We start from the raw sequence: 25,019 nt of genomic DNA, 5'->3' as shown, positions 1-25,019 counted from the left end.
AGCGGGTGGTCTGTGATCGCTGACTTATGGACGCTCATCGCTGATAGCGGTTGCGGCGACACTTCCAACCTTGCTTGGGTCTCTCTTCGTCTGGCGCTCTTCAAGCAGGGTCCTGGGCAATACAAACCCTTCAAAACTGCGCTGGGTGATCGGGTTATTAGCTTTCTCCGCCCCAATCCGATAACGCATCAACCCATCGGCGACAGAAAAAGTCAGGTCCACGCTGGTGTCGGTGCGGCCATTGAGGTGCCCACGGCTGAGCAGGCGGAACAGCGACCACGGCCCGCGATAGCTCAGGCTGGCGGTGTTGCCGGTGCTGTGCACCAGGGTCAGTTGGCTGCCGTTGGTGTTGCCCAGGCTGTTGGGCCAGACCAGCCCGATACGTTGCGGGGCGCCGTGTTGGTACGGGATAAGCTGGCCGTCGACGCTGAGCATGCTGCTCAGGCGGGTGGCGCTCAGGGCCAGAGGTTCGATGGTGAGTTGCACCGCGAGGTGGCCGCGATGGTTGAAGAAGGTATCGCGGATGCGCTCGATTTTTTTCAGCTGTTGCAGCACATCGCTGCGCACCAGGTAGCCGCCAAGGCTGTCGGAGTAAAGCGCATCGAGGTTGTCTTTGAGGAACACGTTCAGGTACTGATCGTGGAATTGCTGCAAGCGTCCTTGTGGACCGAAGAAGGCCTCGAAATCATCCAGCGACGCATCCTCGCCACTGGCCTTGAACGGGTAGCGGCCCGCCAGACGCTCGCGGTAGAAGCTGTAGATTTCGCTGTCCCAGCGTTTCTCCAGCTCGCGCAGAGCGGCAATCACCAGTACCTGAGACGTCTGGTCGGCAAGCTTTTTGACTTGCTGGTTCAGCGGTTCGGGCAGGCCCACGGCAACACGTTGCAGGTTGGCGATGGGGTCGGCGCCGCCCAGGGAGAAGCGGTTAAGCACGGTTTTAAGGGCGGCTTTGCCGGGGTCGGGATTGTCGTGCACGGCTTTGGCGTAGTCATAGACGGCGCTGACCGAGCGCAGGGTTTCTTCGTAGTAAGACGGCTGGTCGCCTCGTGCGTTGATCAGTTCTGAAAGACTGGAGAATGCGCGCCGAATCCCGGCCGCCTGTTGTTGCCCCTCAGACACCTTGTCCAGCTTGAGCGGCGCTTGCCCTTCAGCCAAGGGCACGGTCGGGTAGATCACACTGTTGTCGCGCAGGGTTTCCAGCAAGCGTCGTAGCGGCGCGGCCGGGCCGGTGACTTGCTCCAATACCGCCACACCGTGGCTAAGGTCGTCGAAGTCGGTCACTGCAAACTGGTTCAACGCCCGCCGCCAGCTGTCCACGTAGTCGGCGCTGTACAGGGCGCGGATACGCTGGGTCAGCACGTTGCGGTCTTCGGCGGAGTAGTCCAGACGTTGTCGTTCGCCCAGTACCCACTGGTCGATCATTGCCAGTTCGATGATGCCCTCGGTGCCCGGTTCGAAATAGTCCTTGAAGCCCTTGGCGGTGAGCAGCGGCGGCAATTGCAGGCTGCTGCCCGCTTGATCGGTGTTCAGCGGACGGTAAACGATATCGAATGCCGGGCCGATCTCGTTGCGCAGGTCCAACGGGCGATGCAAACGTTCCAGAGCGTCCTGTTTGAGGCTCATATAGACCCGTTCGGCCATGGGCAACTGGCGCAGTTGCTGCTGCACTTGGGTAATGCGTTCGCGGTAGTGCGGCAGGTCGGCATCGGCGTATTTCAGCGCGTAGCCCAGGTGCCCCATCAGATCAGCCTGCAGCCGGCCCTGACCGGGATAGGCACGCTGCCATTGCTTGGCAACCCACTCTTCGACGATGGCCGCACGGCGGTTGGGGCGCTCTTCGAGCATACGGTACACGCGCAAGGCCGCCAGTTGCTTGTTGCTACCGGCGGGCGCCGCGTTGATGGCGTCGAGCACACCGCTGGCAATCGCCGGCAGGAAGCGCTTGGACAACAGATTCAGGTAGGCTTCGTCCACGGTGGGGCCAATCGCCCTGCCCTGGTACAACCCCATGTCCGACAGCAACGGCCAGGCTTGGCGGTAGTCGCCATAGACCAGCACCGCATCACGGATCTGGTCCAGGGGCAGCAACAGGTTGCGCCCGGTGGGGTCGACCTTGGCGTCGATATCCCGCTCACTGAACTCCTGGCTCTTGGCCAATACGTTGGCCGCCTTGTCGCGGTTGATATTGAAGTAAAACTGCCAAGTGCCGATGGTCACCAAACATCCCAGGGACGCAACGCTGAACCCCGCGATCAACAGCCGCCGCTTGCTGCGGGCCACCTTGATGTTGTCGCCCGCCAGCCCCGCTTCGGGGTAGATCACCCGCTGGAACAGTTGCTGGGCAAAGTAGATGACCGTGCCACCGGCCGGTTTGACCTCCGGTGGCGGTGGCGGCAGTTGATACGCCTGCCCTGCTTCTTTGATGAAAGCGTTGCTCAGAGTGCCCTGCTGCAACACCGAGGAAAAATACAGCCCGCGCACCAACGCGGGTGTGGTGAATCGATCATTGCCAAGCATTTCAGTCAGGAAACCAAACAGCGCGCGGCGCAAGCCCGCCATCTGATGCATCAGCGCCTGCAAGCGATCACACTCATCCAACGTGCGCGCCTCCCGGGTGCTGTTGAAAACCTGTTCGCAGAGGCAATCGACAAAGGCTTGATATTGGCGCGTCAGTTCCGCCAGCCAGGCATCAAAGTCATCCACCGCGTCCAGGCTGAACGTGAAACCCAGCAGATCTTCGCGGCCACTGCGCGATAACCTGGCGAAGAATTCTTCGAAGCCTTCCAGCAGGTCGAACTTGCTCAGCGTCACGTACACCGGCAAGCGCGTGCCCAATTGCCGCGTCAGCTCAAACAGCCGGGTGCGCAGCAGGTTAGCGTGGGCCTTGCGTTGTTCGGGACGTTGCGCCAACAAGGCCTGTATATCAATTACCAGCACTACGCCGTTCAATGCCCGACGGCTGCGGTTACGCGTCAGCCAGTCGAGCAGGTGCGACCAAAGGCGCGCATGAGTGCCGGTGGGCAACACCGGCTTGAACTTGCCCTGCTGCTCGACGTTTTCAGCCGGTGAATCCGGGTGGCTGAGAAATTCACCCGGCGGGTCAATCAACACCGCCTCGTCCCCGATCCACCAATCCACCGGATAGGCCAATTGCTCTTCCTGAGCCCTGACCCCAGCCTTGGTCACATGAGACAACGAAAAACTCTGGTTGGAGCGGGTGATCAGACTGGTCTTGCCGGCATTCTCCTCACCGAGCACCAGGTACCACGGCAGTTGATACAGTGAACGGCGGCGCTCCATGTTATTCAACAGGCTGCCCAGGCTGCGGTCCAACGCGCGCTCCTGCGCCTCGATATAAGGCAAGCAAGGGTCGGCTTGCACGGCAGCCTCATGCTGGCGTTCAACCTGCAAACGCTGATAACGCTCGCGCACGCGCCACGCCCAGATCAGCAGCGGCACCACGATCACCGCCACACTGGCCGAGACCCGCATCGCCCACTCGGCCAACGGTTGGCGCTCACGCCACGTCCACTGCGGGCCCAGCCACCAGATGGCGACCAGCAAGAACATCACCCCCAACAGCACCAACACCGGCCATGCCTGGTTGAATTGGCGCAGCACCGGCAGGCCCCAGCGTTTGAGGTAACCCCAGACTGTTTTCATGAATTGCTCCTAACGCTTTTTTAGAGTTCGTTGCTTACACACGGTGAACGCATCCCTGTTGCTCCCGCTGAACCACGCCCAGGGGCATGGCTTGCGTTTTCAAAGCTGGCGATGAATTCATGGAGGATGCGTTTGCTTTCAGCAGCCTCCTTGACACTGGGGCCGCGAATGTTGGCCCACGGGTCCGGCTTGGGCACGACCGAGCCGTAGCGGATGCGTACGGATTTGAGGATTGCGTCCCACACGGCCATGGCTTCGTAGTCGGTGAGCGAGGGGTTGACGGGGTCTGGTGACGCGGGTTGTTGCCAGAGAGGCAGTTCGTAGCCTTTGTTGGCGAATTGGGGAAGGGTCCAGCGCACAAGATCCCTGGGTTTATCCGGATCTATGGCGGTACGCTTCTTTCCGCCTGCCGATAGGCGAATACTCATAGCTGGACGGCTTAGGGATGGGTTATCTCGATAGTTCTCGCTGACGAAAAGTATTTGACGATGTGTGTCATCACTGAAGCCGATCAAGGATTCTTCGGCTTGCATTCCAGCTAATGTGATTTTGCCTATACGCAGTTGTTCATAATCGCCTGCGAGGAATATTTTCCCGTCTTTTTGGGTTCGGACATGCAAACGTTCTCCATCATCAGGTGATAAGGCGTTGTAGTAGACGTTCAGCGATACGTCTGAAGCAGGGGGGCGAAAATAGAAACTGGCGATCTCATGGTCGTGATGACTACGAATGACAACCGGCCCAAGTGCAAACCCCGCGCCCGCGGTTTCGGGGGTGACTTTGAAGATTTCCTTCGACAGCTTTAAGAGTTGGGCTTCAACGGAATCCGTATCGCCTTCGTATGATTGAGCCCTGAGCATGACGTAGACATCATCGATCAGCAGATGAGACTCATGAACGAATGTTTGGCGGCGTGTTGCCTGCTTGTAGTACTGCAGCAACGTTTCCCTGGGTGAAACAAATTTTGCCGACACCAGCATCGGCACATCTGAATTCTTATAGTTCTTGACTGCCGAAATCCGACGTGACCGCTCATTCAAGGCTGCATCAAATCGCTCCTGCGTCACGCGCTCCCCCAAGATCAAGACCTCAACGCTGGAGTGATCAGCTCCCAATCCGTAGTACAACTTCACATCCCCTCCGCCGGTCCAACTGGAAGGCAAGTCGATCAGCCCACGGCCCAACGCCCAGGTGCGCATGTTGCTGGTCAATTCGTGCACGGTTTGTTTCTCCTGTTCACTGGGTTGTTTGAAGGCGGCGCAGCCCGTGAGCAACGCGACCGTCAAACACATGAAAAGAAGCTCGGGGGCTTTAGGATGAAGGCGGCCAAAAGAAAGCCGGTGGGCGCTATTCATTGATCGCTATCCCCTGGTAATGACCTACGTTTTTCCAAGCTGGCAATGAACTCATCGAGGATGCGTTTGCTTTCGGCAACCTCCTCGGCACTAGGCCCGCGAATATTGGCCCAGGGGTCCGGCTTGGGCACGACCGAACCGTAGCGGATGCGTACGGATTTGAGGATTGCGTCCCACACGGCCATGGCTTCGTAGTCGGTGAGGGAGGGGTTGACCGCACCGCGGACGACCAGCATGTGGTGATGCAGTGGTACCGCGACACTTCCTACAACAGCAATGAGGTGGTAGCACAAAGCGCGGAAAGGCAGGGCAATGTGATGGTGCACACCAACTATTGGGCAACCGTCAATAACCCCAATCGCTGCATCCTTTCCATCACCGTCGATCAGGACAGAAAAATTGTCGGGTTTGAAGCCGATGAAGGCGAGTTGCTGCTCTCCAGTGGCTGCCAGTCGGTCAAGTTTGGGCCGCCTTAGGCAACCGACGCTGAGACAGGCCAGTGGAAACACCTCCTACAAACGTCATGTTTTAGTCTTGAAGGATCGTCCTCGACAATGAAATCCGTTATCGTCGCCATCGCCCTACCGCTCATTGCAGGCTGCGCAACGCCGAAATATTGGGAGGCCACCGGCGGCAACCCGTCCGACGGGCTTGTGCAACTCTCCTACGTCCATACGCCGTTTGAGTACGGCCAAATCCGGGAGTCCCAAGGGTTGGCGATTGCCACGGGGCGCTGCCAATTCTGGGACTACCAACGCGCTGAACCCGCGGGCAAAGAAAAATCCGAGTGTCGCACCATGGGGCCGTTCCACTGCCTGGAAACCACAGTCACTCAGGATTACCGCTGCCTGCAATGACAGCGGCCCGGGGCGTCAATTTCCATTAGGAACTCATTCATCTCCATGCTCGACTGGACACGCTGAAGACGGAACGTACCGGCCTCATCAAGTCCACGGTTTGACGATCAAATCGATCAGAACTTCGCTCGTCCTCAAGGCCGTTCTCTGCCAAAAAGCAAGCGGCGTACAGCTTGCTTCTGACGAGGATCAATCCGGGACATAAGCTTTTCGATTTCTCTTGTATCCGGTACACCCGAAAGCCTTCTAACTACCCCCTCAACAGGCGGATCGTCGTTAACCACAAGACCTGCAGGCGTGCCTTCATAGATCAGTGCATTGCGGATAGACGGGCATTGAATGCAAAAGTCCTCAAGACAAATACCCGTATCAGATACCGATGCGGTATTGATTACCACTAAATCGAAAGGCTCCTGCGCGTGATCAACCATGATTACCAGTTCTTCGAAAGAAGCAATAGGAGCGATACGGTGATAACCATTTCTATTGAGCATTTTCTCGATGGACAAACGTTGAAGATGCTCAGGGTCAATAATCAATATACGCAATGAGGGTGTCGGCATTCTTTAAACTCTCGCAAGGGGCAATCGAACAGACCTCAAATGTGCATATCCGGCTTGATCCTGGTCTCCAGCCAAGCCAGCAAATTGCTCTTGGTCATGGGCCTGGCGAACAGATAGCCCTGGCCCTGAACACATCCCAAGTCGAGTAAGCGCTGGTGCTGTTCCTGTGTTTCGATACCCTCGGCAATCACCGACATGCCTAACGCCTCACCCAGGGCCAGCGTACTGCTGATGACCGCGTCGCAACGGGGTTCGTCGCCGAGTCCCTGGATAAATTCACCATCCAGTTTGATCTCGTTGAACGGTAACTGGCACAAGCGTTGGAGTGACGAAAAACCCACGCCAAAATCGTCGATGGACAAACGGCATCCCATCATCCGTAAGCGAACCAAGCCCTCCAGAGACGTCGCCGAAGCCTCCAGCAGACCGCTCTCGGTCAGTTCGAAAGTCACGGCTGACCCCGGCAGCCCAAAGTTGCACAGCGCTTTCTTGATATTGGGCACCAGGTCCGCGCTCGATAGTTGCACGGGCTCCAGGTTAAAGGCGACGTTCAGCGCGTGCCCCAGACTCCAAGCGTGGCGTTGCAATTCCAGGCCGTGACTGAGCTGAGCGTAGAACAAGTCATTGAGCAGATTGCTGCTCTCAATGGCCGGCATGAAGACAGCGGGAGAAACCAAACCCGCGCACGGATGATTCCAGCGCGTCAGGGCCTCGACCCCTACGACGTCGCCTTTGAGCAAATTTATTTTTGGTTGAAAGTAGGTCTCCATTTGCTGGTGCTGCATCGCCAAACGAACGTCACTCCCGCTCGCCAGGACAGGCGATGTGGTAACTGTTGATTGAGCCATAGACCCACTCAAGAACTTTTTCAGAAGTGCCTCCAATAGTTCGACCTGCAAAGGTTTCCCCACGTCGCCCAATAGCATCAACCCTAGTAACGGAACCAATTGGCGGGCAGCCCGCCGTATATCCTCACTGAGTGAACTGCTTAGAATCACTGCCCCCACCAACCCGGCGCGGGCTACACGATGAAGAAACTCCAGCCCATCCATACCCTCCATGCTCAGATCGCACAGCGCTATATCGACTGGCCCGCTTCTTTGCAGCACATCAAGCGCCTCCAAACCGTTAGAAGCGCTGAATACCTCCTGACAACCGAGCTGTTTGAGCAGGTTGACTGCAATAGCCTGCTGGAAAAGGTGATCTTCCAGAACCAGAACGCGTAAGGGCAAAACTTGCATGGGGTGTTCTCCGCTGTGTGAAGCGCTGGAGTTAGCCGCACCTTAATTCCAGGTACTGTCAAACCCTCCATAATCCACTACTAACGCGCTGGCGGTACCTTACGCATCACTAATTGGCGCTGGGTGTTCTGTCATAAACCGAGTGGACATGCCCCGTGATCGTAGGCAGGGGGACAAACCTTAAGAGACTTGAGGGATGGGCTATGCTTACTTTTTTACGGCGGGCAAGAACGTGGATGTTTCCCACCGAAACGTAGGAAAAATCCCAGCAAGAACGTATCCACGTTTCATTGGTCGCAGGGCGTCTCGACAAATTGTTCCAGCACCGCTCCGAGCACCTCCATCGCTTGATGCAAAGCATCAACCGACAAAGTAATACGCGTGGCATCCAGCCCGTCGCAATCAACCCGCAGTTGTTCACAACACTGGATCAAACGCTTTGCCTTAATGATCTGGGCGCCACCCTTGATCCGGTGAGCAAGATCGGCCAACCCGACTATATCGTTCTGACTAAAGAGTTTGACCAAGCGCAACAGGTCCTCTTCATTGCTTCTCGTCAGGTCCCGCAGCAGGCTTTTAATCGACTCACGATCACCGCAGGTCAACTGCTCAAGGCTACTCAGGTCAATATCATCGTCAGACGGCGTTCCGTCGGTGATATCGAGGTTTTGCTCGAACACCGACTCGACGCGAGAAAGACGTGCCATCAACTCCTTCATACCGATTGGCTTGAACAAGCAGTCATCCATGCCAGCAGCAGTACATCGCTCGATCTCCTCAGGTTGTGCATTGGCCGTAAAGCCCAGGATCAGGCACGGGGGGGCTTGCGAGAGTAGCTCTTCGGCACGGATCGCCTTTGCCAATTCGTAACCATTCATAATTGGCATGTTGCAATCAGTGATGACTACATCGAAGTGACCGTTTCTCCAGGTTCGTAAACCATGGGAGCCATCCTGCTCATCGCGAACGTTGTGCCCTAGATAATTCAATTGCTGCGACAACAACAACCGGTTGGCTGGATAGTCATCCACCACCAATACTGTCAGTGCTCGACCTGGGTGTGCCACCATCGCTACCGGCTTTTCAGGGGGTAACGCCGGTAATATCGGCAGTTCAACCAGTACCTCCGTTTGTGTTCCCAGCCCCAGGACGCTGGAGAGATTCAGTTGACCTTGCATCATCGAGCACAGCGTTCGGCTGATCACCAGCCCGAGTCCCGAGCCTGCTGATGTGGAACTCTCGGCCCCCACCTGACTGAACGGTGTGAATAGCCGCAACTGATCCTGTGCGGAAATGCCAACCCCCGTGTCTCGTACGAGTACGCGGATATGAAGGTTTTCACCCTCCTCGTCGGGTGTCCCCTCCACGCTGACGAGTACCTGCCCGACGCTTGTAAACTTGATGGCGTTGCTCAACAGATTGGACAACACTTGCTTGAAGCGCATGGGGTCTACGAGTACATCCCTGTCGGCCTTTTCATCGAACTCCAGAACAAGCGTCAGTTGCTTTTGGCGCGCCATGCCATCGAAGACCCGCACCACCGACATCACCAATTCTTTGAACACGGCTCTTCGCGGGCTCAGTGTCAGCCGCCCGGACTCAATGCGTACGACGTCCAAAATATCACCGATCAGATCCAGCATCCCCTGGGCTGCACCGGAGGCTACTTCAATGGAAAAACGGTCAAGAATTCCCTGCTCCGCCTTTTTCATGGCCAGTTCAAGCATGCCAACCACAGCGTTCATCGGCGTTCGTATTTCATGACTCATGGTGGCCAGGAAAGTAGTCTTGGCCCGATTGGCATTGTCAGCGTCTTGCTTGGCTTCTTTCAGTTGCTCAAGCAACTGCTCTCGCTCGCTGATGTCGATCCATCCACCGATAATGCCCTTGACCTCGCCGTCGCGATCACGAAATGGCAAAACCCAGTGATAAGCAGTGATCATCCGACCGCCCGGCATCATCAACTGACAATCCCGTAATAACTCCCGACCTGCTGTCATCACCTCTTGATACTGCTGTTCGACTCCATGGCTGTAAGCGGATTCAAACAGCGGCCTTTCGGAAAGCCGAGTGCCAATCACATCCTCGGGTCGACATTCGGCCGCTTCCAGATAGCGGTTGTTGCACATCACCATGCGCATCTCGCGATCGCGCACGTAGATGGGATGAGGCAGGCCATCAATCAATACGCGCATGAAGTCCATCTGTTCATGGAGCGCCCGTTCAGCGATTTCGCGTTTACGAATCAGACGCCACAGGTAAGCGACCCAGGCGAAGGCGAACAGCAGCAGACCCGCGGCAATGGCAAACCCGCGCATGCTCGCCAGTTGACTGGCACGCGCGCGCCTGTTGTCGACCATGATATCGCCGCGCCAACGACCAATCACTTCGCTCATTTCTTCAGGGGTGATCCCCATTAAGACCTTATCGAAAATTGAATACAGCTCCAGTGCACCACGACTCGTGGCCAACCCCACTTGAGCGGGCGGCAGGCCAATACCACTGGTGATTCGAAGACTATTATCAAATTGGTTGGCAATTAAATAACGGGCATACACCAGGCTGTTGATCGACGCATCCGCCTTACCCTCGGCAACCTTCACCATCGCAGCCCGAGCGTCCGGAGCCAACACCAGCGTCACCCCCGGATAATGTTCCTCTACGTAGGTTCGCACGTTACTTAGCTGATTGACCGCCAGGCGCATGCCAGCCATTTGATCAAGACCGTCGACGCCCGCCTCCCCGTTACGGGAAACCAGCACATACGGGGTTGTCAGATAGGGCCGGGTGAAACGAAAGTCGCTGCTGCTCTGATTATTGAGGTTGAGCGCCGCAATCGCATCGGCCTTCCCCGTACGTACCAGTTCTTCAAGCTCACCCACTGTGGCGCCGCGCACAACCTCAAACTTCAACCCCGTGCGACGGCTGATCTTTTCCAGCACGTCGGCACAGATGCCTCGCAACTGATCATGCTGATCAAAAAAAGAAATGGGCGGGCTGTCTTCAATCACTGCAACGCGCAGCCGGGGGTTTTCGTCCAGCCAGCGACGCTCGTTCGCGGTTATATCAAACGCCTCATGGGCATGGACGTGGACAGCATCACCTCCCCAGCGCCGCAGGATCGTCGATCGCTCTGTAGTCGGTATCGCACCTAGCGTCTGGTTGATGATACGTAACAGCCGTAGGTCCTTGTCCCTCAGGGCAAAACCGATATTGGTGACTTCCAGCCCGGAAAAATCATGGATGTGGACTTCATGCAGGAAATTTTTATTTATCAGGAAATTGGACGTCAATGCTCCGCCGATGTGTACATCCGCCTGGCCAAAAACGACTGCGCTGATGGCATCAAGGTCAGTGTCGTACAACCGCAATTTGGCATGAGGATAAACCGCCTGGACCTCGTCAGTACTCAAATAGTACTTGGACATCGACAATGTCTGCCCCTCCAGCTCTGGGGGCAAGGTATTATCTCTGTCGCGACGAATGATCAAGACAGGCTGGTCATCGGTGTACGAGCGGGAAATAACCAGCTCCGGGTCCGCTGCCTCGAAGCCACTGGCTGATCCAAGAAGGTCCAGCTCCCCACGCTTTAGCGCGAGTATCGCTTGGTCGCGCTGCAGATACCTGTGCACCTTGACTTCGATATGCAGCATATCGGCGAGCAGTTCTGCGTAATCGGCGGTCAATCCTTCATAGTCGCTGGGGTTGACGGTCAGATCCAGAGGCGCCGAGTCCGAGAGAGCGGTTCCAAGATTCAGCACTCGCTTGTTACGCAACCAACGCCAATCATCGTCATCCAGCTTCACGGTCAGGGCCTTGCCGTGAGAGCGCCCCAGCAACACCAACGACTCGCTTTCATCTTTCAACGTGGGTGCTGGATGATCAGCATAAGCGCAGGGACTTAAAAGTATGAATATAACCAGCAAGCCAGATAAACGTCTCATTTAGATCAGATTATTACGTTTGGCGAAGTCAGCCAAATACACAACTGATTTTACATTGAGCTTTTCAATTAAACGGCTTTTGTAGGTGCTGACAGTTTTATTACTAAGCAACATAGCAATACCAATTTCCTTATTACTGAAGCCTCTCGCCAGCTGTTGTAATATCGCCAATTCACGGTTGGACAACTGCTGAAGCATTTCCCGCTCAGACAACTGATTATCAATGCGCCGAACCGAACTATTAACGAGGGCCGGAAAGTAGGTATAACCGTCCATGATCGCCCGGATCGCACGATTTAGTTCATTAAGCTCCCCTGATTTAACTACCGAGCCGGCAGCCCCCACGCTCATACAGCGCTGCGCGTAAAAAGACGCTTCCAGAGAAGTCAACACCAGGATTTTAGTGGGCAAGCCCAAGGCACAAATACGGCTGATAACCTCCAATCCGTCCAATAATGGCATGGCGATATCCAGCAGAATCAGGTCCGGTACGTGTTCTTTGGCCAAATATAAAGCGTCGACGCCGTTGTCTGCCTCGGCTACCACTTCAAACTGTTCGGCCGCAAGCAACATCTTCACTGAGGAGCGGATAAAGGGGTGGTCGTCGACGACTAACGCTTTGCGCATAAAGGCCTCTTTATTAATACGGACCGCACGCTATCAGCGATACGAAGGCCCGTTTTAAACAGCTCAAGAATCGACAGAAAGAATAATAGCTTCATTTTTTTATCTGTCGATGTCCGTTGAAAAATGTTGTTCGACCCACGACGCAAAGTCCCAACCGTTTGCGGGACGTGCCAAATGAAAGCCCTGACCGAAGGAGCAACCCAAGCTGACCACGGAATCTAAAATCCGCTGATCGCTGATCCCCTCAACAATCAACTGCATGCCGAACATTTTGGCCAGGGCCAAGCTACTGGTTACGATCACCTGACTGACCGAGGCCGGCATCTCCTGAACAAACGTACCGTCGAGCTTAAGTTGATCGAAGGGAAGCTCTGCCAGCGCTTTGAACGAAGACAACCCTGCCCCGAAATCGTCAATCGACAAGCCACAGCCATTCTCATGCAAACGAAAAAGGTTCTCACGGGCCGAGCCCGGCAGGTCGAGCAAACTGTTTTCCGTTACCTCAAACATCAAGACTGAACCTGCAAAACCGTACTGACCCAGACACTCAACGATGTGTTCGACCAGGTCGTTGCGTATCAGTTGGGATGGCGCCAGGTTGAAGGACAGGCTCAAGGCGACGCCCTTCTCGCGCAGGCCATCCAGGAGCCTCAGACCCTGGTCAAGCAATTGCTTGAACATGTCGTCAATCAGGTCGTATACCAGCATTGCCGCCAGCAAATGCCTGGGCAACAACATTCCCCGTGTGGGATGTTGCCACCGCACCAGTACCTCAGCCCCGACCAATTGGCCATTGTGCAAGTTGAATTTGGGTTGAAACCATGCTCGAAAAGCCCCTGTGGCAAGCCCGTGCCGTACCTCGTCCTCAGGGATCAGGTCAGGCTCGGCAAGCACCTGTTGCGTCAAGTCGTGCCGCAGCTCGACGAAGTGCGACAGCACCTGCGATACGCGCTCCATCTGCAGCGGTTTCTCCAGGACCCCCAAGAGTGGGACGCCTGAAAAACTTTTCATCTGGATAACACTGCGGTACAGGTCGCTTTGCAGATCGCTGCACACGACCAATGAACGAACATTGTTCAGCTCGCTGGCCACCTGCAAAAACTCATGATTATTGATCAACCCGTCAGTCACATCGAAGAAAATAATGTCGATGAACTCGGCACGACGAATCCACTCCGTCGCCAATGCTGCGTTCTCGACGGCGATGACCGTTTCAATCTGCAGACTCATCAGGGCCTTGACCAACACGGCTCGCTGGAAAGCATGACTTTCAATGACGAGAACACTACGAGGTTGCATTTATATAAACCGGCCCATACTCAATATGCAGAGCTTGACGGTTCCAGCCCAGAGTAATCCGTAGAAATTTCCTACGGATACGTAGGAAACATCCCAGCACAAAGAGCATCGTCCCATCCAAATCCTCGACTGCACCTGCAGTCAGACAGCACTGCGACACCTACAACGACAGATAGCCTCTCAGTAACGCCGAACTGGACAAAATACTGACATCGGCAATCACGCTGTCGTAGGTATTGTTGATGGCTTGCAACTGGCTATTGAAATGATCATTTTCAGCCACAAGCACGTCGAGTAATGTACGTTTTCCGAGGTTGTACCACTGGTCATAAAACATCTTGCGCACCTGGTCTGTTTCCACGGCCAAGCGTTGATATTCCAGTGCCAATTGCACCGCCACTGCGCGGCTTTGTACCAGGCGGTCAATCTCCTGGCGCAGGTCTTCATAGGCTTTGTCATATTGCTCCAGCGCCGCGCCGCTGCGCGCACTGGCGGCAGATTGTGCAGCGGTGTTGGAACCACCACTGAATGCCAGCCACTGCACGTCCAACCCAACGTACCAATCATTGTTACGGTCCAGGTCATCGTTGGCACCGTACAGCCCGTTCTGCTCTTTGCGTGCAACCAGATTCAACCCTGGTAATCCGTCTGCCTTGAGTGTCGCAGCGCGGCCGCTTTCCATTTCAGCCTGGGCCTTGAGGCGCAGCAGCATCGGATGTTTATCCAGCGCCGCCAAGGCCGTCGCAGGGGCAATGACCAGGCTGTCGATAAGCACTAACTGCTCCGGCAATTCGGGCACTGGCTCACCCAATAAACGGTGCAACTTGATTCGGGCGAGCTCGCGTTGATTTTCAATCTGCTTGCGGCTGGCTCGGGCCGAGAGCAGTTTGGCACGAGCCTGCACCAGTTCACTGGCCCTGCCCTTGTCGCTTTCGGTGATTTTGGACAGCATGTCGACCCGGCGGCTCATTTGCTGCACGTAGTCTTCAGCAACCACCATGCTCTGTTGATAGCGCATCAGGTTGATCAGTTGCGAGCTGGTGTCAAACGCCACCTGTTCACGCTCGGTCTGGCCAGTCTGCTCGGCCGAGCCCAGGGCGGCTTTAGCCGTGCGCAATTCACCGGCATTCTTGCCCCAGTCCCACACGTTCGTGGTGACATTGAGGGTGCCGGATGTATCACCCGAACTGCTGCGCCCGGAGCGGCTCCCATCCCGGGTCAGCGCACTGTCCATCCCCAGTCGTACTTGTGGCCAGCGGCGCCCCTTGACCTCGTCAATGTCATACCCGGCGGCCGACTCATTGGCATTGGCCACCCGCACTTCCGGGCTGTGCTGCAGGGCCTTGCCGACCATATCGCGCAACAGCAAACGCAATGCGTTGTTGGCAGGCCGCTCGCCATTGCGAACTAATGCACTCAAGGACGGAGCGGGCAACGTCGCAGGGGGGGTACGAGTAGCACCAGGAACCTGGGCAATAGTGCCTGGAGCACTGGGCGCAGGCGCTTTTACCGGCGGCTCTTGCGCAACCTGCGGCTTGGCAAACCGTGCCACAAGGCCAGCCATTTGCTCTGGGCTCAAGCGCTCCGGCGTACTGCTCGCAGCATCAGCGGATACCCCACCGGCGCACGCAATCGCCAGTACCGTCAAAACGAGTGTGGACTTAGTAATTTTCAACGTTGAATTAGCCATCTTATCTTTCCCGGAAGGCTTCACGCGCCTTCAGTACCGGCTTGAGTAAATACGACAGGACCGTCTTCTCGCCTGTCTTGATATCTACGCTTGCGATCATCCCCGGGATGATCGGAAGAGAACGTCCGTGCGCTTCAAGCGCCGCACGGTCGGTACGTACATAGACTTTGTAATAAGCAGCGCTGTCCCGCCCGTTGCGTGCCTTGCTTTCATCGAACAACGTATCGGGGCTGATATGTTCGACTTGTGCGCTTAGCCCGCCGTAGATCGAATAGTCGTAAGCCGTGATTTTCACAGTCGCTGCAAGCCCGGGATGAATGAACGCCACGTCCGAGGGCTGGATCTTGACCTCTACCAGCAAGCGATCCTCCAGCGGAATCAGGGTCATGATCTCGGCGCCTTGCTGAATGACACCGCCACGGGTAGTCACCCGAATATTGTTGACCGTGCCTCGCACCGGCGCGGTGATGGAGGTGCGATTCATCACGTCTTCACGGCCCTTGAGCACTTCCAGCGCTTGCGCAAGTTCGCTTTCCAGGCGCGTCAGTTCATTGTTGGCCTCGGAACGGAAACGGTTGATGCGGTCTGTGATCTGCAGGTTGAATTCATTGGCCTGACGGCGCAGGCGCATGATTTCCACCTCTGAGACCAACCCCTGTTGCGCCATCGGCGCTGACAGCCGAACCTCACCCTCTGCCAGCTCCAGGCTACGGCGCAAGGCCTTGACGCTGTCCTGCAAGGTCCTCTGCCGTGCGTTATAGGCCTGGGTCTCATCACGCACAATGGAAGCGCTTTGCTCGATCTCTTCAGGAAACGCCAGCGGCGTGTCATAGGCTTCGGCACGCAAACGGGCGATGGCGCCTTTGAGGCCCTGCACGCGGGACAAGGACTCGCCGTAGTTGGCGCCGACCCGCGTCGGGTCGATTTTCAGCAACTCCTGCCCCTGCTCCACCACTTGTCCTTCCTTGACGAACAACTCCTTCATGATCCCGCCTTCCAGGCTCTGGATCACCTGTTCGCGGCTGGCTGGAACGACCCGCCCTTCACCGCGGGTCACCTCCTCCACCCGTGCAAAGTTCGCCCATGTCAGCCCCGCCACCACCGTGGCGGCAATCAACCACAGAACCAGCGCACTGGCGGGGGTTTTCTGTTCGATCAGCGCGCCCTGCAAATCACGTACGAAGCCTTCATCCTCGGCACGCAAGGCGTAGCTGCGCTTGATGGCAGGCGCGTCTTTACGCCCGCCCAGCAGGCGCCTGAGCTTTTTCACTGACATGGGTTGGTTACCTGAAAACACGAAAAATAATGGGTATTCACTGTAATGCTCCGGCCAGTGCCGCCTCAGGCTGGCTGTTGCCATTGAGCGCCGCCAGCACCTGGGCCTTTGGCCCATCGGCGGCAATACGCCCGTCCTCCAGCACAATCAGGCGCTCGGCCAGGCTGAGCATCGACATGCGATGAGTCACGATGACCAGCGTATGCGTGCGGCTCAATTCGCTGAGTTGATGTATGAAGCGCGCTTCGCTCAACCCGTCCATTGCGCTGGTGGGCTCGTCGAGCAACAGGATCTTGGGTTCCAGCATCAGGCAGCGAGCCAGCGCGATCAGCTGGCGCTGGCCGCCGGAGAGGTTGTGCCCCATCTCCCCTACCGGCATTTCATAACCCTGCGGGTGGCGTGCGGCGATAAGATCCAGCCCTGTCATGCGGGCAACCCGCAAGAACTGTTCGGTACTGGCACCCGGACTGCCGATCATGACGTTTTCGCGCAGGGAGCCGTAGAAAAGCTGGCAATCCTGGCCGACATAACCGACTGCCGCCCGCCAGTCCACCGGGTCCACCTGCGACGCATCAAGCCCGTCAATCGCCACCCGACCTTCGCTTTGCCGGTAGAGCCTGGCCATCACCTTGAGCAAAGTGGACTTGCCGCTACCGATGTTGCCGAGGATCACAACCCGTTCGCCGGCCTGAATACTCAGGCTGATACTGTCGAGTGCCTTGGGCACCACAATCGCCCCAGGCACTGGGTAGGTGTAACTGACCGCCTGCAGGCTGAGGCTGCCATCGAAACGGGGCGCCTTCAGGTACACCGCAGCGGGGTCACGATCCAGCGGCAGCGTCATTAGTTTGTTCAGCGACTTCATACCGGCCTTGGCCTGCTGAAAGCGCACCGCCAACCCGACCACGGCGCCCAGCGGCTGCAACGAGCGGCCAGACAGGATCACCACCCCGATCATAGCGCCCATGCTCAGCTCACCCGCATGGATCAGGTAGACCCCCCACAGCACGATCAACAAGGTGGCAATCTGCTGAACAAACATCACAAAGTTGGTGATGAGGCTCGACAGAAAACGGCTTTTCATGGCCGAGGTGGTGGCCAACGCACTGAAGTCGTCCCAGCGCTTTTGCATGACGCCTTCGCCACGGGATGCCTTGAGGGCCGCCAGGCCTTCCAGGGTTTCGATCAGCAGCCCCTGGCGCAGGGAAATCTCGCGCATGTTTTCCTGCATGTAGCGCGAAAGGGGCCACTGGCAGGCAATACTGAGCAGCAGAATGACCGGCACGGCCAGTAAGGGCACCAGCACCAGAGGCCCGCCAATCAGGTAGATGATGCCAAGGAACAAGATGCAGAATGGCAAGTCCGACAAGGTCGCCAAGGTCGCGGACGTGACGAAATCGCGAACAGCTTCGTACTCGCGAAACTGGTTGGCAAAGGCGCCTGAGGAGCCCGGCTTGCTATCCAGGCGCAAGGCCATGACCTGACGAAACAAGCGTGCGCCAAGGATCAGATCCGCTTTTTTTCCGGCGACATCCAGCAGGTAGGCACGTATCTGCCGGGATGAGAATTCCAGGCACACCGCAATCAGCACCCCGATTGCCATCGACCACAGCGAAACATACGCCTGGGTCGGCACGACGCGGTCGTAGACATTCATGGTGAAAAAGGTAATGGCCAAGGTCAGGATATTGGCCAGCAACGCCGCGAGTGCCGCGCTGTAAAAATAGAAGCGATACCGCCACAGCACCGCAAACAACCAGTGCGATTTGCCCTGGTCTTGCATCAGCAGATCGTTGTCACCACGTGCGTCAAGTTTCGGTACCACGCTGCTCAGCAGGAAGTACCCTGCACACTGCGCCCGAACCTGCTCTTCGCTCAGCGTGACCTGGCCTTCGTGCTCGGGAAGAATAACGTCGTAAACCGTTTTTCCCGCGCGCTGTGAGCGGCTCAACAGCACGCAGTAAGTCCCGTCCCGACACGCCTGTACCGCCGGAAGCAGGTAGTCGGCCAACTGCGGTAACGCCCGCCGCACCCAACCGCCCTTGATCCCGACCTGGCGGAGCATACGAATGGCCAATGCGGGCGACAGTTGCTTGCCACGGGGCAAACCCGCATACAACACGCAGTCGCTGACTTCTTTGTTGTAGAGCTCACACAGAGAGCGTATCGCCGACAACAACGTGTCCGCCTGCTCTGTGGCGCTCTCGGCCAACTGACTCATGGTTTCAGTCGTCAGTGTTTCATTGTTCACCGCCACTTTCAGGCTCCTGTGTTGCGCTGCCGCGGCAGTACGGAAACCTGAACGTTCCCAGACTTGACCCCAGCGAGTGTTTTGAGATGTCAGCGATTGGTCATAAACACCCGCTCAGTCATGCTCATGGTTGTATGAGTACGGAAATCGAATGTGCAACTGCTGTCAGAGATGCCCCAGCCGACACAGCATGACCATGGCTGCATGCGTTGTGTCTGGGGGACGGAGAGGATGATGGCGGTGCCACAGGTAAAGCGGCGCAGGAAGATTCTCAGCGCAATGTAAGAAAATTCCTACAGATCGCACCTCAAGAATCAAAAGGCGAGTGGTCACGCTGGCGCAACATGGCAGGCCAAGGCCTAATGCCGTTCAGTTAGGCATTTTGTAGGAGCGAGCTTGCTCGCGAAAAACTCACAGGCGCCGGGTTCACTCAGGAAGCACGCGGTATCGTTGACGTTTTTCGCGAGCAAGCTCGCTCCTACAGAGGGCGATATACGCTTAACTGAACGGCATTAGGCCAAGGCCCGGCTGACGGTAACTCCGTCAGCCGGGCCCATATTCAGGCCCAGGTGATGTTGATGGAATTCTCAACCAACAGCTGCCCCTTGAAGTCTCCGACGCTGTTGTAAACGTCGTAGCTATGACCATAAGAGTTCACTGTTGCAACTTTCGTCGTCACCCAATCCTTGCGCCCTTGGACCTCCAGCGTGTTGTCAGCCGAACCATCGATGACCAACTGATGGCGCTTGACGCTGTTGGGATCAAGGCCACCACTGAAGGTGTCCTTGTTTATCTGGCCAATACCGGAACTCATATCCATCACGTCTTTGAGCTCCAGCGTCAGCTTGGCCTTGGTGTCACGCAGATCGATCCGTTCGATGTTAGCCAGGCGTGAGAGACCGACGCCGCTATGGATCGTGCCGATCCCCGCATTGGAGATTTGTGTCAGATCCAATGCTACAACATCCTTGTCCAATTTCAACGTATCGACGCCGTGGCCGCCATCGACCCGGGCCAACCGGCCATTGAATCCGGCGCTGGTATCAAACCCGGCGGCAAGCTTGGCGAGGTTGTCACTGTTGAGCACGATAATGTCATCGCCGGAACCCGAGTAAATCACGTCGGCGCCACCCTTGGCGACGATGTAGTCGCGACCGGCAGTGCCTGCGATGAAGTTGCTGCGCTCGTCGCCCGTCGCCATACCGTTTGCCACGGTATAAGACGGTTCAGCGCCAAGAGAGCTGCCCCCCATATACAGCTTGCCTTGTGTTTCATAAGAACCCACGTAGACATCTGCCATACCGTCACCGTTGATATCGATGCGCCCTGCCAGCGTTGCGCCGTCACCCTGATCCCGCGGTATAACGATGCCCTGCTTGGCCGTCAGGTTCTTGACATCAATGGTGTCTGCGATTGCCTGGCCGAAAATGATGTAGGAGTTGGAAGCCGCTTTTTTGGCGTGATTTGTTTTCCCCTGGAAATCAGGTTTTTTTGCATCGTAATTGTTGCCGAAGGTGGTATAGGCAAAATCAGCCAGGCCGTCGCCGTTGACATCGCCAATGCCCCGGACATCACTGTGAGGCGTCACCTGGGTACTCGCCCAAGACGTATCCACTGTGTACCCACGGTTGTTACTTTTCAGCCAGGAAGACTCAAGGATGATGTTATTGCCTGTTTTATGCGGCCCACCGAACACCACGAACACGTTCCTGCCGTCCTGTACGGCAACATCGGCATAACCGTCACCGTTGGCATCGCCAATACCACTGACGGCCTGTACCTGGTTGGACTCACTGGCGGTTGGGCCGGTACGCCATTCCAGATCAGCGGAACGTATTATCTCACTCCGCTTGCTGTTGCCAAATGTGATGCCTTTGGCCGTCACGATATCGCCAATGCCGTCTCCATTGAAATCCCCGGCAGAGGTGACGTACTGAGCGCCACTGTAAGCCGCGTCCATACTGCCGTTCTTTTCATCCAGCGGCACACCGAAGTTAAAGTCTTTGACGAACACCCCCATTGCCGGGTCTTTACTGGTGATGGGGCTACCAAACCGAATGGTTGTGGTCGGCTTGCTGTCCTCTCCCGCCGCCCCCTTGGCACCAAACACCACATCCATGAGGCCATCGCCATCCACGTCGCCAGCGGAGGCCACAAAGTACGGCCTTGAATCTGGCAGGTAAATCGACTCCTTCCAGCCCGCGTCTACCGAGTCCCCACCCATGTACAGACGCGCAAACCCGTCGCGAGTACCGTTACTGTTGCTGTCGATGGTGCTTATATCATTGAAGCCATCGCCATTGATGTCCCCTACCCCGGCCTGGTGATAGGCCGTATCGTTGCCGTCCATCCACAGGAAAACCTTAGGCAACTCTTTCCCGACGTATTCCCCACCGCGCAGTGCACCCGTTGTCCCGCCCTGGAAAACACCACTGGCAACATCATCAAAACCGTCTCCATTGATATCCCCGGCACCATCCGCCGACCAGACATAGTTGATCTTGATAACTACCGGCGCTTCGGTTGGGCCCATGATATCGACCACAACAGAGTTGGATTCAGGGCTGACCGATGAAACCGCGTCCGAGGCCTTGGCATACAACGTATGCACACGATTGGCCAGGAAATCAGTGGTCATGGACCAAGTCCCGAACTGATCTGCCTTGACTCGCCCCACCTCAGACTCGCCCCCATCCGCATTGGTGGTGTAGAGAACGACCGTCGAGTTTGCCTCTGCCCTGCCTTGCAGGAAAGGCGTGTTATCACTGGTTTTTCTATCGGCCGGTAATTTGATCTCAGTGCTGGTGCCTGCCTGGGTCACTTGAACCAGGTCGATCGTCGGCGCTAGAGGTGGCAGCGTGTCGATTGTCAACGTTGTCGCCGCCGTAGCCTTGACCACGCCTAACGCGTTGCGGATTTCCAGGGTGTAGTTGTGAACACCATCGCTGATGAGAGGAAACGGGAAACTCCATAGCCCGTCGGTCAGGCTCACCACCGCCACCCCCACTTCGACGCCTTCGCTCATGATAACGAGCTTATCGGTTTTACCCATGCCCGCGGAGGAACCTTTCAACTCTGGGGTGTTGTCGTTAGTGGGTACGCTGGTGGCCTTGGAGCCTTCGTCGGGCGCGACGTTGTCCACGTAGCTGTCAACGCTCAGGCTGTAAACCGTGTTTGGATTGCCGGCGTAAGTACTCTCCGTCACTTCACTCTGGCGCCCAAACTCGCTGACCGCGACAGCACTGAACTTGGCTGCTTCCTGAGGAACATCGCTGGTTACGCTGAAATGCCCACTGCCATCGGCAGTGACTTCTTTGACGCTTGCGTCAGGCAGCGTCACTTTGACTTTTATGTTCGGTGTGGCCGTGCCATTGATCGTGAGCAGTCCTGTGGCAGGGTCGGTCACGGTGTCGGTGAACACAGGCGCGTCCGGTGCAGGGCTCGGCGCGTAAAGCAGCACGGCAGGTTGACTGGTATTGCCCGCCGCATCTTTGGCAACTGCCTTGATGTCACCGTTGATCAACTGCGCAGTGCCACTGGTGAGGGCGAACTCGCCGGTAGGTTGGGCAACGACACTGCCCACCGAGCCGTCGGGGAAACTGATCAGCACCGTGCTGTTGGGCTCTGCTTTACCTGTGACGATGACTTTGCCATCGGGTTGAGCGGTATAAGCCAGATCCGTCGGTGCCGCGGGTGCGCTGGTGTCGATAGCGTTGCTTGCAACAAAATCTACCTGCACAGGTGCGCCGGTATTGCCTGCCGCATCCGTGGCCGTCGCGGTGACTTTGCCGTTGGGTTGCGGGGTCGCACTGACCAGTTCGAACTTGCCGTCCGGCCCGGCTTTGATGTCCTGGGTGGTGCCATCCGGCAGGGTCACGTTAACCGTGCTGTTGGGCTCGGCTTTACCGCTGACTTTGGCCGTACCGTCTGGCTGGGTCACCGCTGTGAGCTCGGTGGGGGCGGCCGGTGGCGTGTTGTCGATGGTGTTGGTCGCCGTGAAGTCCACCTGCACGGGTGCGCCGGTATTGCCCGCCGCATCGGTGGCCGTCGCGGTGACTTTGCCGTTGGGTTGCGGGGTGGCACTGACCAGTTCGAACTTACCGTCCGGCCCGGCTTTGATGTTCTGGGTGGTGCCATCCGGCAGGGTCACATTGACCGTGCTGTTGGGCTCGGCTTTACCGCTGACTTTAGCGGTGCCGTCTGGCTGGGTGACCGCCGCGAGCTCAGTGGGTGCTGCCGGGGGGGTCTTGTCGATGGTATTGGTTGCCGTGAAATCCACCTGCGCAGGTGCGCTGGTGTTGCCCGCCGCGTCGGTTGCTGTCGCGGTGACTTTACCGTTGGGTTGCGGGGTGGCGCTGACCAGTTCGAACTTGCCGTCCGAACCTGCTTTAACGTCCTGAGTAGTGCCGTCTGGCAGGGTCACTTTGACCGTACTGTTGGGTTCGGCATTACCGCTGACCTTGGCCGTGCCGTCCGCCTGAGTCTCAACCACCAAGGCAGGCGCCGCAGGCGGCACGGCATCGGTGTAGTTGACGGTGGCAGGCGCACTCGCGTTGCCAGCGGCATCGGTCGCGGAGGCCGAGACCTGGCCGTTGGGTTGTGCGGTGGTGCTGGTCAGCGTGAAATTGCCATCCGGGCCCGCCTGGGTTCCCTGGACCGTGCCATCCGGCAGAGTCACGTTGACCGTGCTGTTGGGTTCGGCTTTACCGCTGACTTTAGCAGTGCCGTCTGGCTGGGTGACCGCTGCCAACTCAGTTGGCGCTGTCGGCGGCGTTTTGTCGATGGTATTGATCGCCGTGAAGTCCACCTGCGCAGGTTCACCGGTGTTGCCTGCTGCGTCGGTCGCAGTCGCGGTGACTTTGCCGTTCGGTTGCGGGGTGCTGCTGACCAGTTCGAATTTGCCGTCCGAGCCCGCCTTGGTTTCCTGGACAGAGCCATCCGGCAGGGTCACTTTGACCGTGCTATTGGGTTCGGCTTTACCGCTGACTTTGGCGGTGCCGTCTGGCTGGGTTTCAACCGCCAAGCCGGTTGGAGCTTCTGGCGCGGTGGTGTCGATGGTATTGCTGGCGGTGAACGGCACCGTGGCCGCCGGGCTGGTATTACCCGCCGCATCGGTGGCCGTTACGGAAATTTCACCGCTCGGTTGCGGGGTTTTGCTGACCAGTTCGAACTTGCCGTCCGGGCCGGCTTTGATTGTCTCGACCGTGCCGTCCGGCAGGGTCACGGTGACGGTGCTGTTAGGTTCAGCTTGACCAGTGACTTTAACTTTGCCGTCTGGCTGGGTTTCGGCGGTCAAACCGGTGGGTGCATCTGGAGCCTTGTTGTCGATGGTCTTGCTGGCGACGAAATCCACCTGCGCAGGTGCACCGGTGTTGCCTGCTGCGTCGGTCGCAGTCGCGGTGACTTTGCCGTTCGGTTGCGGGGTGCTGCTGACCAGTTCGAATTTGCCGTCCGAGCCGGCTTTGATTGTCTCGACCGTGCCATCTGGCAACGTCACGGTGACGGTGCTGTTGGGCTCAGCGTTACCGCTAACCTTGACCTTGCCGTCTGGCTGGGTTTCAGCCGCCAAGCCGCTTGGGACCTCTGGTGCCGTCGTGTCAACGGCATTGCTGGCCTGAAACGGTACGATCGCTGCCGGGCCGGTATTACCCGCCGCATCGGTGGCCGTCACGGAAATGTCGCCGCTCGGTTGCGGGGTTTTACTGACCAGTTCGAACTTGCCGTCCGGGCCGGCTTTGATTGTCTCGACCGTGCCATCTGGCAACGTCACGGTGACGGTGCTGTTGGGTTCGGCTTGACCAGTGACTTTAACCTTGCCGTCTGGCTGGGTTTCAGCCGCCAAGCCGGTTGGAGCTTCTGGCGCGGTGGTGTCGATGGTATTGCTGGCGGTGAACGGCACCGTGGCTGCCGGGCCGGTATTACCCGCCGCATCGGTGGCCGTCACGGAAATGTCGCCGCTCGGTTGCGGGGTTTTACTGACCAGTTCGAACTTGCCGTCCGGGCCGGCTTTGATTGTCTCAACCGTGCCGTCTGGCAACGTCACTGTGACGGTGCTGTTGGGCTCAGCGTTACCGCTAACCTTGACCTTGCCGTCTGGCTGGGTTTCAGCCGCCAAGCCGCTTGGGGCCTCTGGTGCCGTCGTGTCAACGGCATTGCTGGCCTGAAACGGTACGATCGCTGCCGGGCCGGTATTACCCGCCGCATCGGTGGCCGTCACGGAAATGTCGCCGCTCGGTTGCGGGGTTTTACTGAC

Annotated in this window: 13 protein-coding genes and 1 pseudogene; 2 read left to right on the top strand and 12 right to left on the bottom strand. The window is 57.3% G+C overall.

What is annotated here, in order from left to right; all coding sequences use genetic code 11:
• Window positions 1-24: 24 nt before the first annotated feature.
• Genes tssM through GIW04_RS11675 form a run of 3 tightly spaced genes read right to left on the bottom strand, consistent with a single transcriptional unit; the run spans window position 25 to window position 5,254 of the window.
• Window positions 25-3,663, bottom strand: a complete 3,639-nt coding sequence (tssM, locus tag GIW04_RS11685) for a type VI secretion system membrane subunit TssM (RefSeq protein WP_120248360.1) — start codon at window positions 3,661-3,663, stop codon at window positions 25-27.
• Window positions 3,664-3,683: 20 nt separating this feature from the next.
• Window positions 3,684-5,018, bottom strand: coding sequence for a T6SS immunity protein Tli4 family protein (locus GIW04_RS11680; protein ID WP_232964755.1), 1,335 nt, complete (start codon window positions 5,016-5,018; stop codon window positions 3,684-3,686).
• Window positions 5,015-5,254 (bottom strand): T6SS immunity protein Tli4 family protein, encoded by a 240-nt coding sequence (locus GIW04_RS11675; RefSeq protein ID WP_232964754.1) that lies wholly within the window; start codon window positions 5,252-5,254, stop codon window positions 5,015-5,017. The genes GIW04_RS11680 and GIW04_RS11675 overlap by 4 nt, the downstream gene beginning before the upstream one ends.
• Between GIW04_RS11675 and GIW04_RS11670 the strand changes: the two are divergent.
• Both GIW04_RS11670 and yecR read left to right on the top strand, forming a co-directional pair.
• Window positions 5,228-5,494 (top strand): annotated as a pseudogene (locus GIW04_RS11670) (hypothetical protein); the annotation flags it as partial. The gene GIW04_RS11675 and the pseudogene GIW04_RS11670 overlap by 27 nt on opposite strands.
• A gap of 78 nt (window positions 5,495-5,572) precedes the next feature.
• Window positions 5,573-5,875, top strand: coding sequence for a YecR family lipoprotein (yecR, locus tag GIW04_RS11665; protein ID WP_120248361.1), 303 nt, complete (start codon window positions 5,573-5,575; stop codon window positions 5,873-5,875).
• 134 nt (window positions 5,876-6,009) lie between these two features.
• Here the strand turns inward: yecR and GIW04_RS11660 are convergent, their stop codons facing one another.
• From GIW04_RS11660 to GIW04_RS11620, 9 genes are all read right to left on the bottom strand, one after another.
• Complete coding sequence (locus tag GIW04_RS11660) at window positions 6,010-6,438, bottom strand: hypothetical protein (protein ID WP_147412262.1); 429 nt, start codon at window positions 6,436-6,438, stop codon at window positions 6,010-6,012.
• A 35-nt stretch (window positions 6,439-6,473) separates the two neighbouring features.
• Window positions 6,474-7,679 carry an EAL domain-containing response regulator gene (locus GIW04_RS11655; RefSeq protein ID WP_120248362.1) on the bottom strand — a complete coding sequence of 402 codons (1,206 nt, stop codon included), beginning with the start codon at window positions 7,677-7,679 and terminating at the stop codon, window positions 6,474-6,476.
• 287 nt (window positions 7,680-7,966) lie between these two features.
• Entirely contained in the window at window positions 7,967-11,545 is a 3,579-nt protein-coding gene (locus GIW04_RS11650) for a transporter substrate-binding domain-containing protein (protein ID WP_198757940.1), read from the bottom strand.
• A 78-nt stretch (window positions 11,546-11,623) separates the two neighbouring features.
• On the bottom strand, window positions 11,624-12,250 hold the full coding sequence (locus GIW04_RS11645; protein WP_236478985.1) for a response regulator transcription factor: 627 nt from the start codon (window positions 12,248-12,250) through the stop codon (window positions 11,624-11,626).
• 99 nt (window positions 12,251-12,349) lie between these two features.
• Complete coding sequence (locus tag GIW04_RS11640; RefSeq protein ID WP_120248365.1) at window positions 12,350-13,549, bottom strand: EAL domain-containing response regulator; 1,200 nt, start codon at window positions 13,547-13,549, stop codon at window positions 12,350-12,352.
• A gap of 160 nt (window positions 13,550-13,709) precedes the next feature.
• Window positions 13,710-14,969, bottom strand: coding sequence for a TolC family protein (locus GIW04_RS11635; protein ID WP_183043784.1), 1,260 nt, complete (start codon window positions 14,967-14,969; stop codon window positions 13,710-13,712).
• A 271-nt stretch (window positions 14,970-15,240) separates the two neighbouring features.
• Window positions 15,241-16,515: an HlyD family type I secretion periplasmic adaptor subunit gene (locus tag GIW04_RS11630; RefSeq protein WP_120248367.1), complete on the bottom strand. Its 1,275-nt coding sequence runs from the start codon at window positions 16,513-16,515 to the stop codon at window positions 15,241-15,243.
• 37 nt (window positions 16,516-16,552) lie between these two features.
• A complete protein-coding gene (locus tag GIW04_RS11625) occupies window positions 16,553-18,772 on the bottom strand; it encodes a type I secretion system permease/ATPase (RefSeq protein WP_236478984.1) in 2,220 nt (739 codons plus the stop codon).
• A 553-nt stretch (window positions 18,773-19,325) separates the two neighbouring features.
• A complete protein-coding gene (locus GIW04_RS11620) occupies window positions 19,326-24,983 on the bottom strand; it encodes an Ig-like domain-containing protein (protein ID WP_236478983.1) in 5,658 nt (1,885 codons plus the stop codon).
• Window positions 24,984-25,019: the final 36 nt, after the last annotated feature.

It is taken from the genome of Pseudomonas sp. PA-4-8C, from assembly GCF_021606625.1.
Classification (GTDB): Bacteria; Pseudomonadota; Gammaproteobacteria; order Pseudomonadales; family Pseudomonadaceae; genus Aquipseudomonas; species Aquipseudomonas lactis.
Note: the sequence above shows the minus strand (reverse complement) of the source record. Positions and strands in the feature narration are given on the sequence as shown.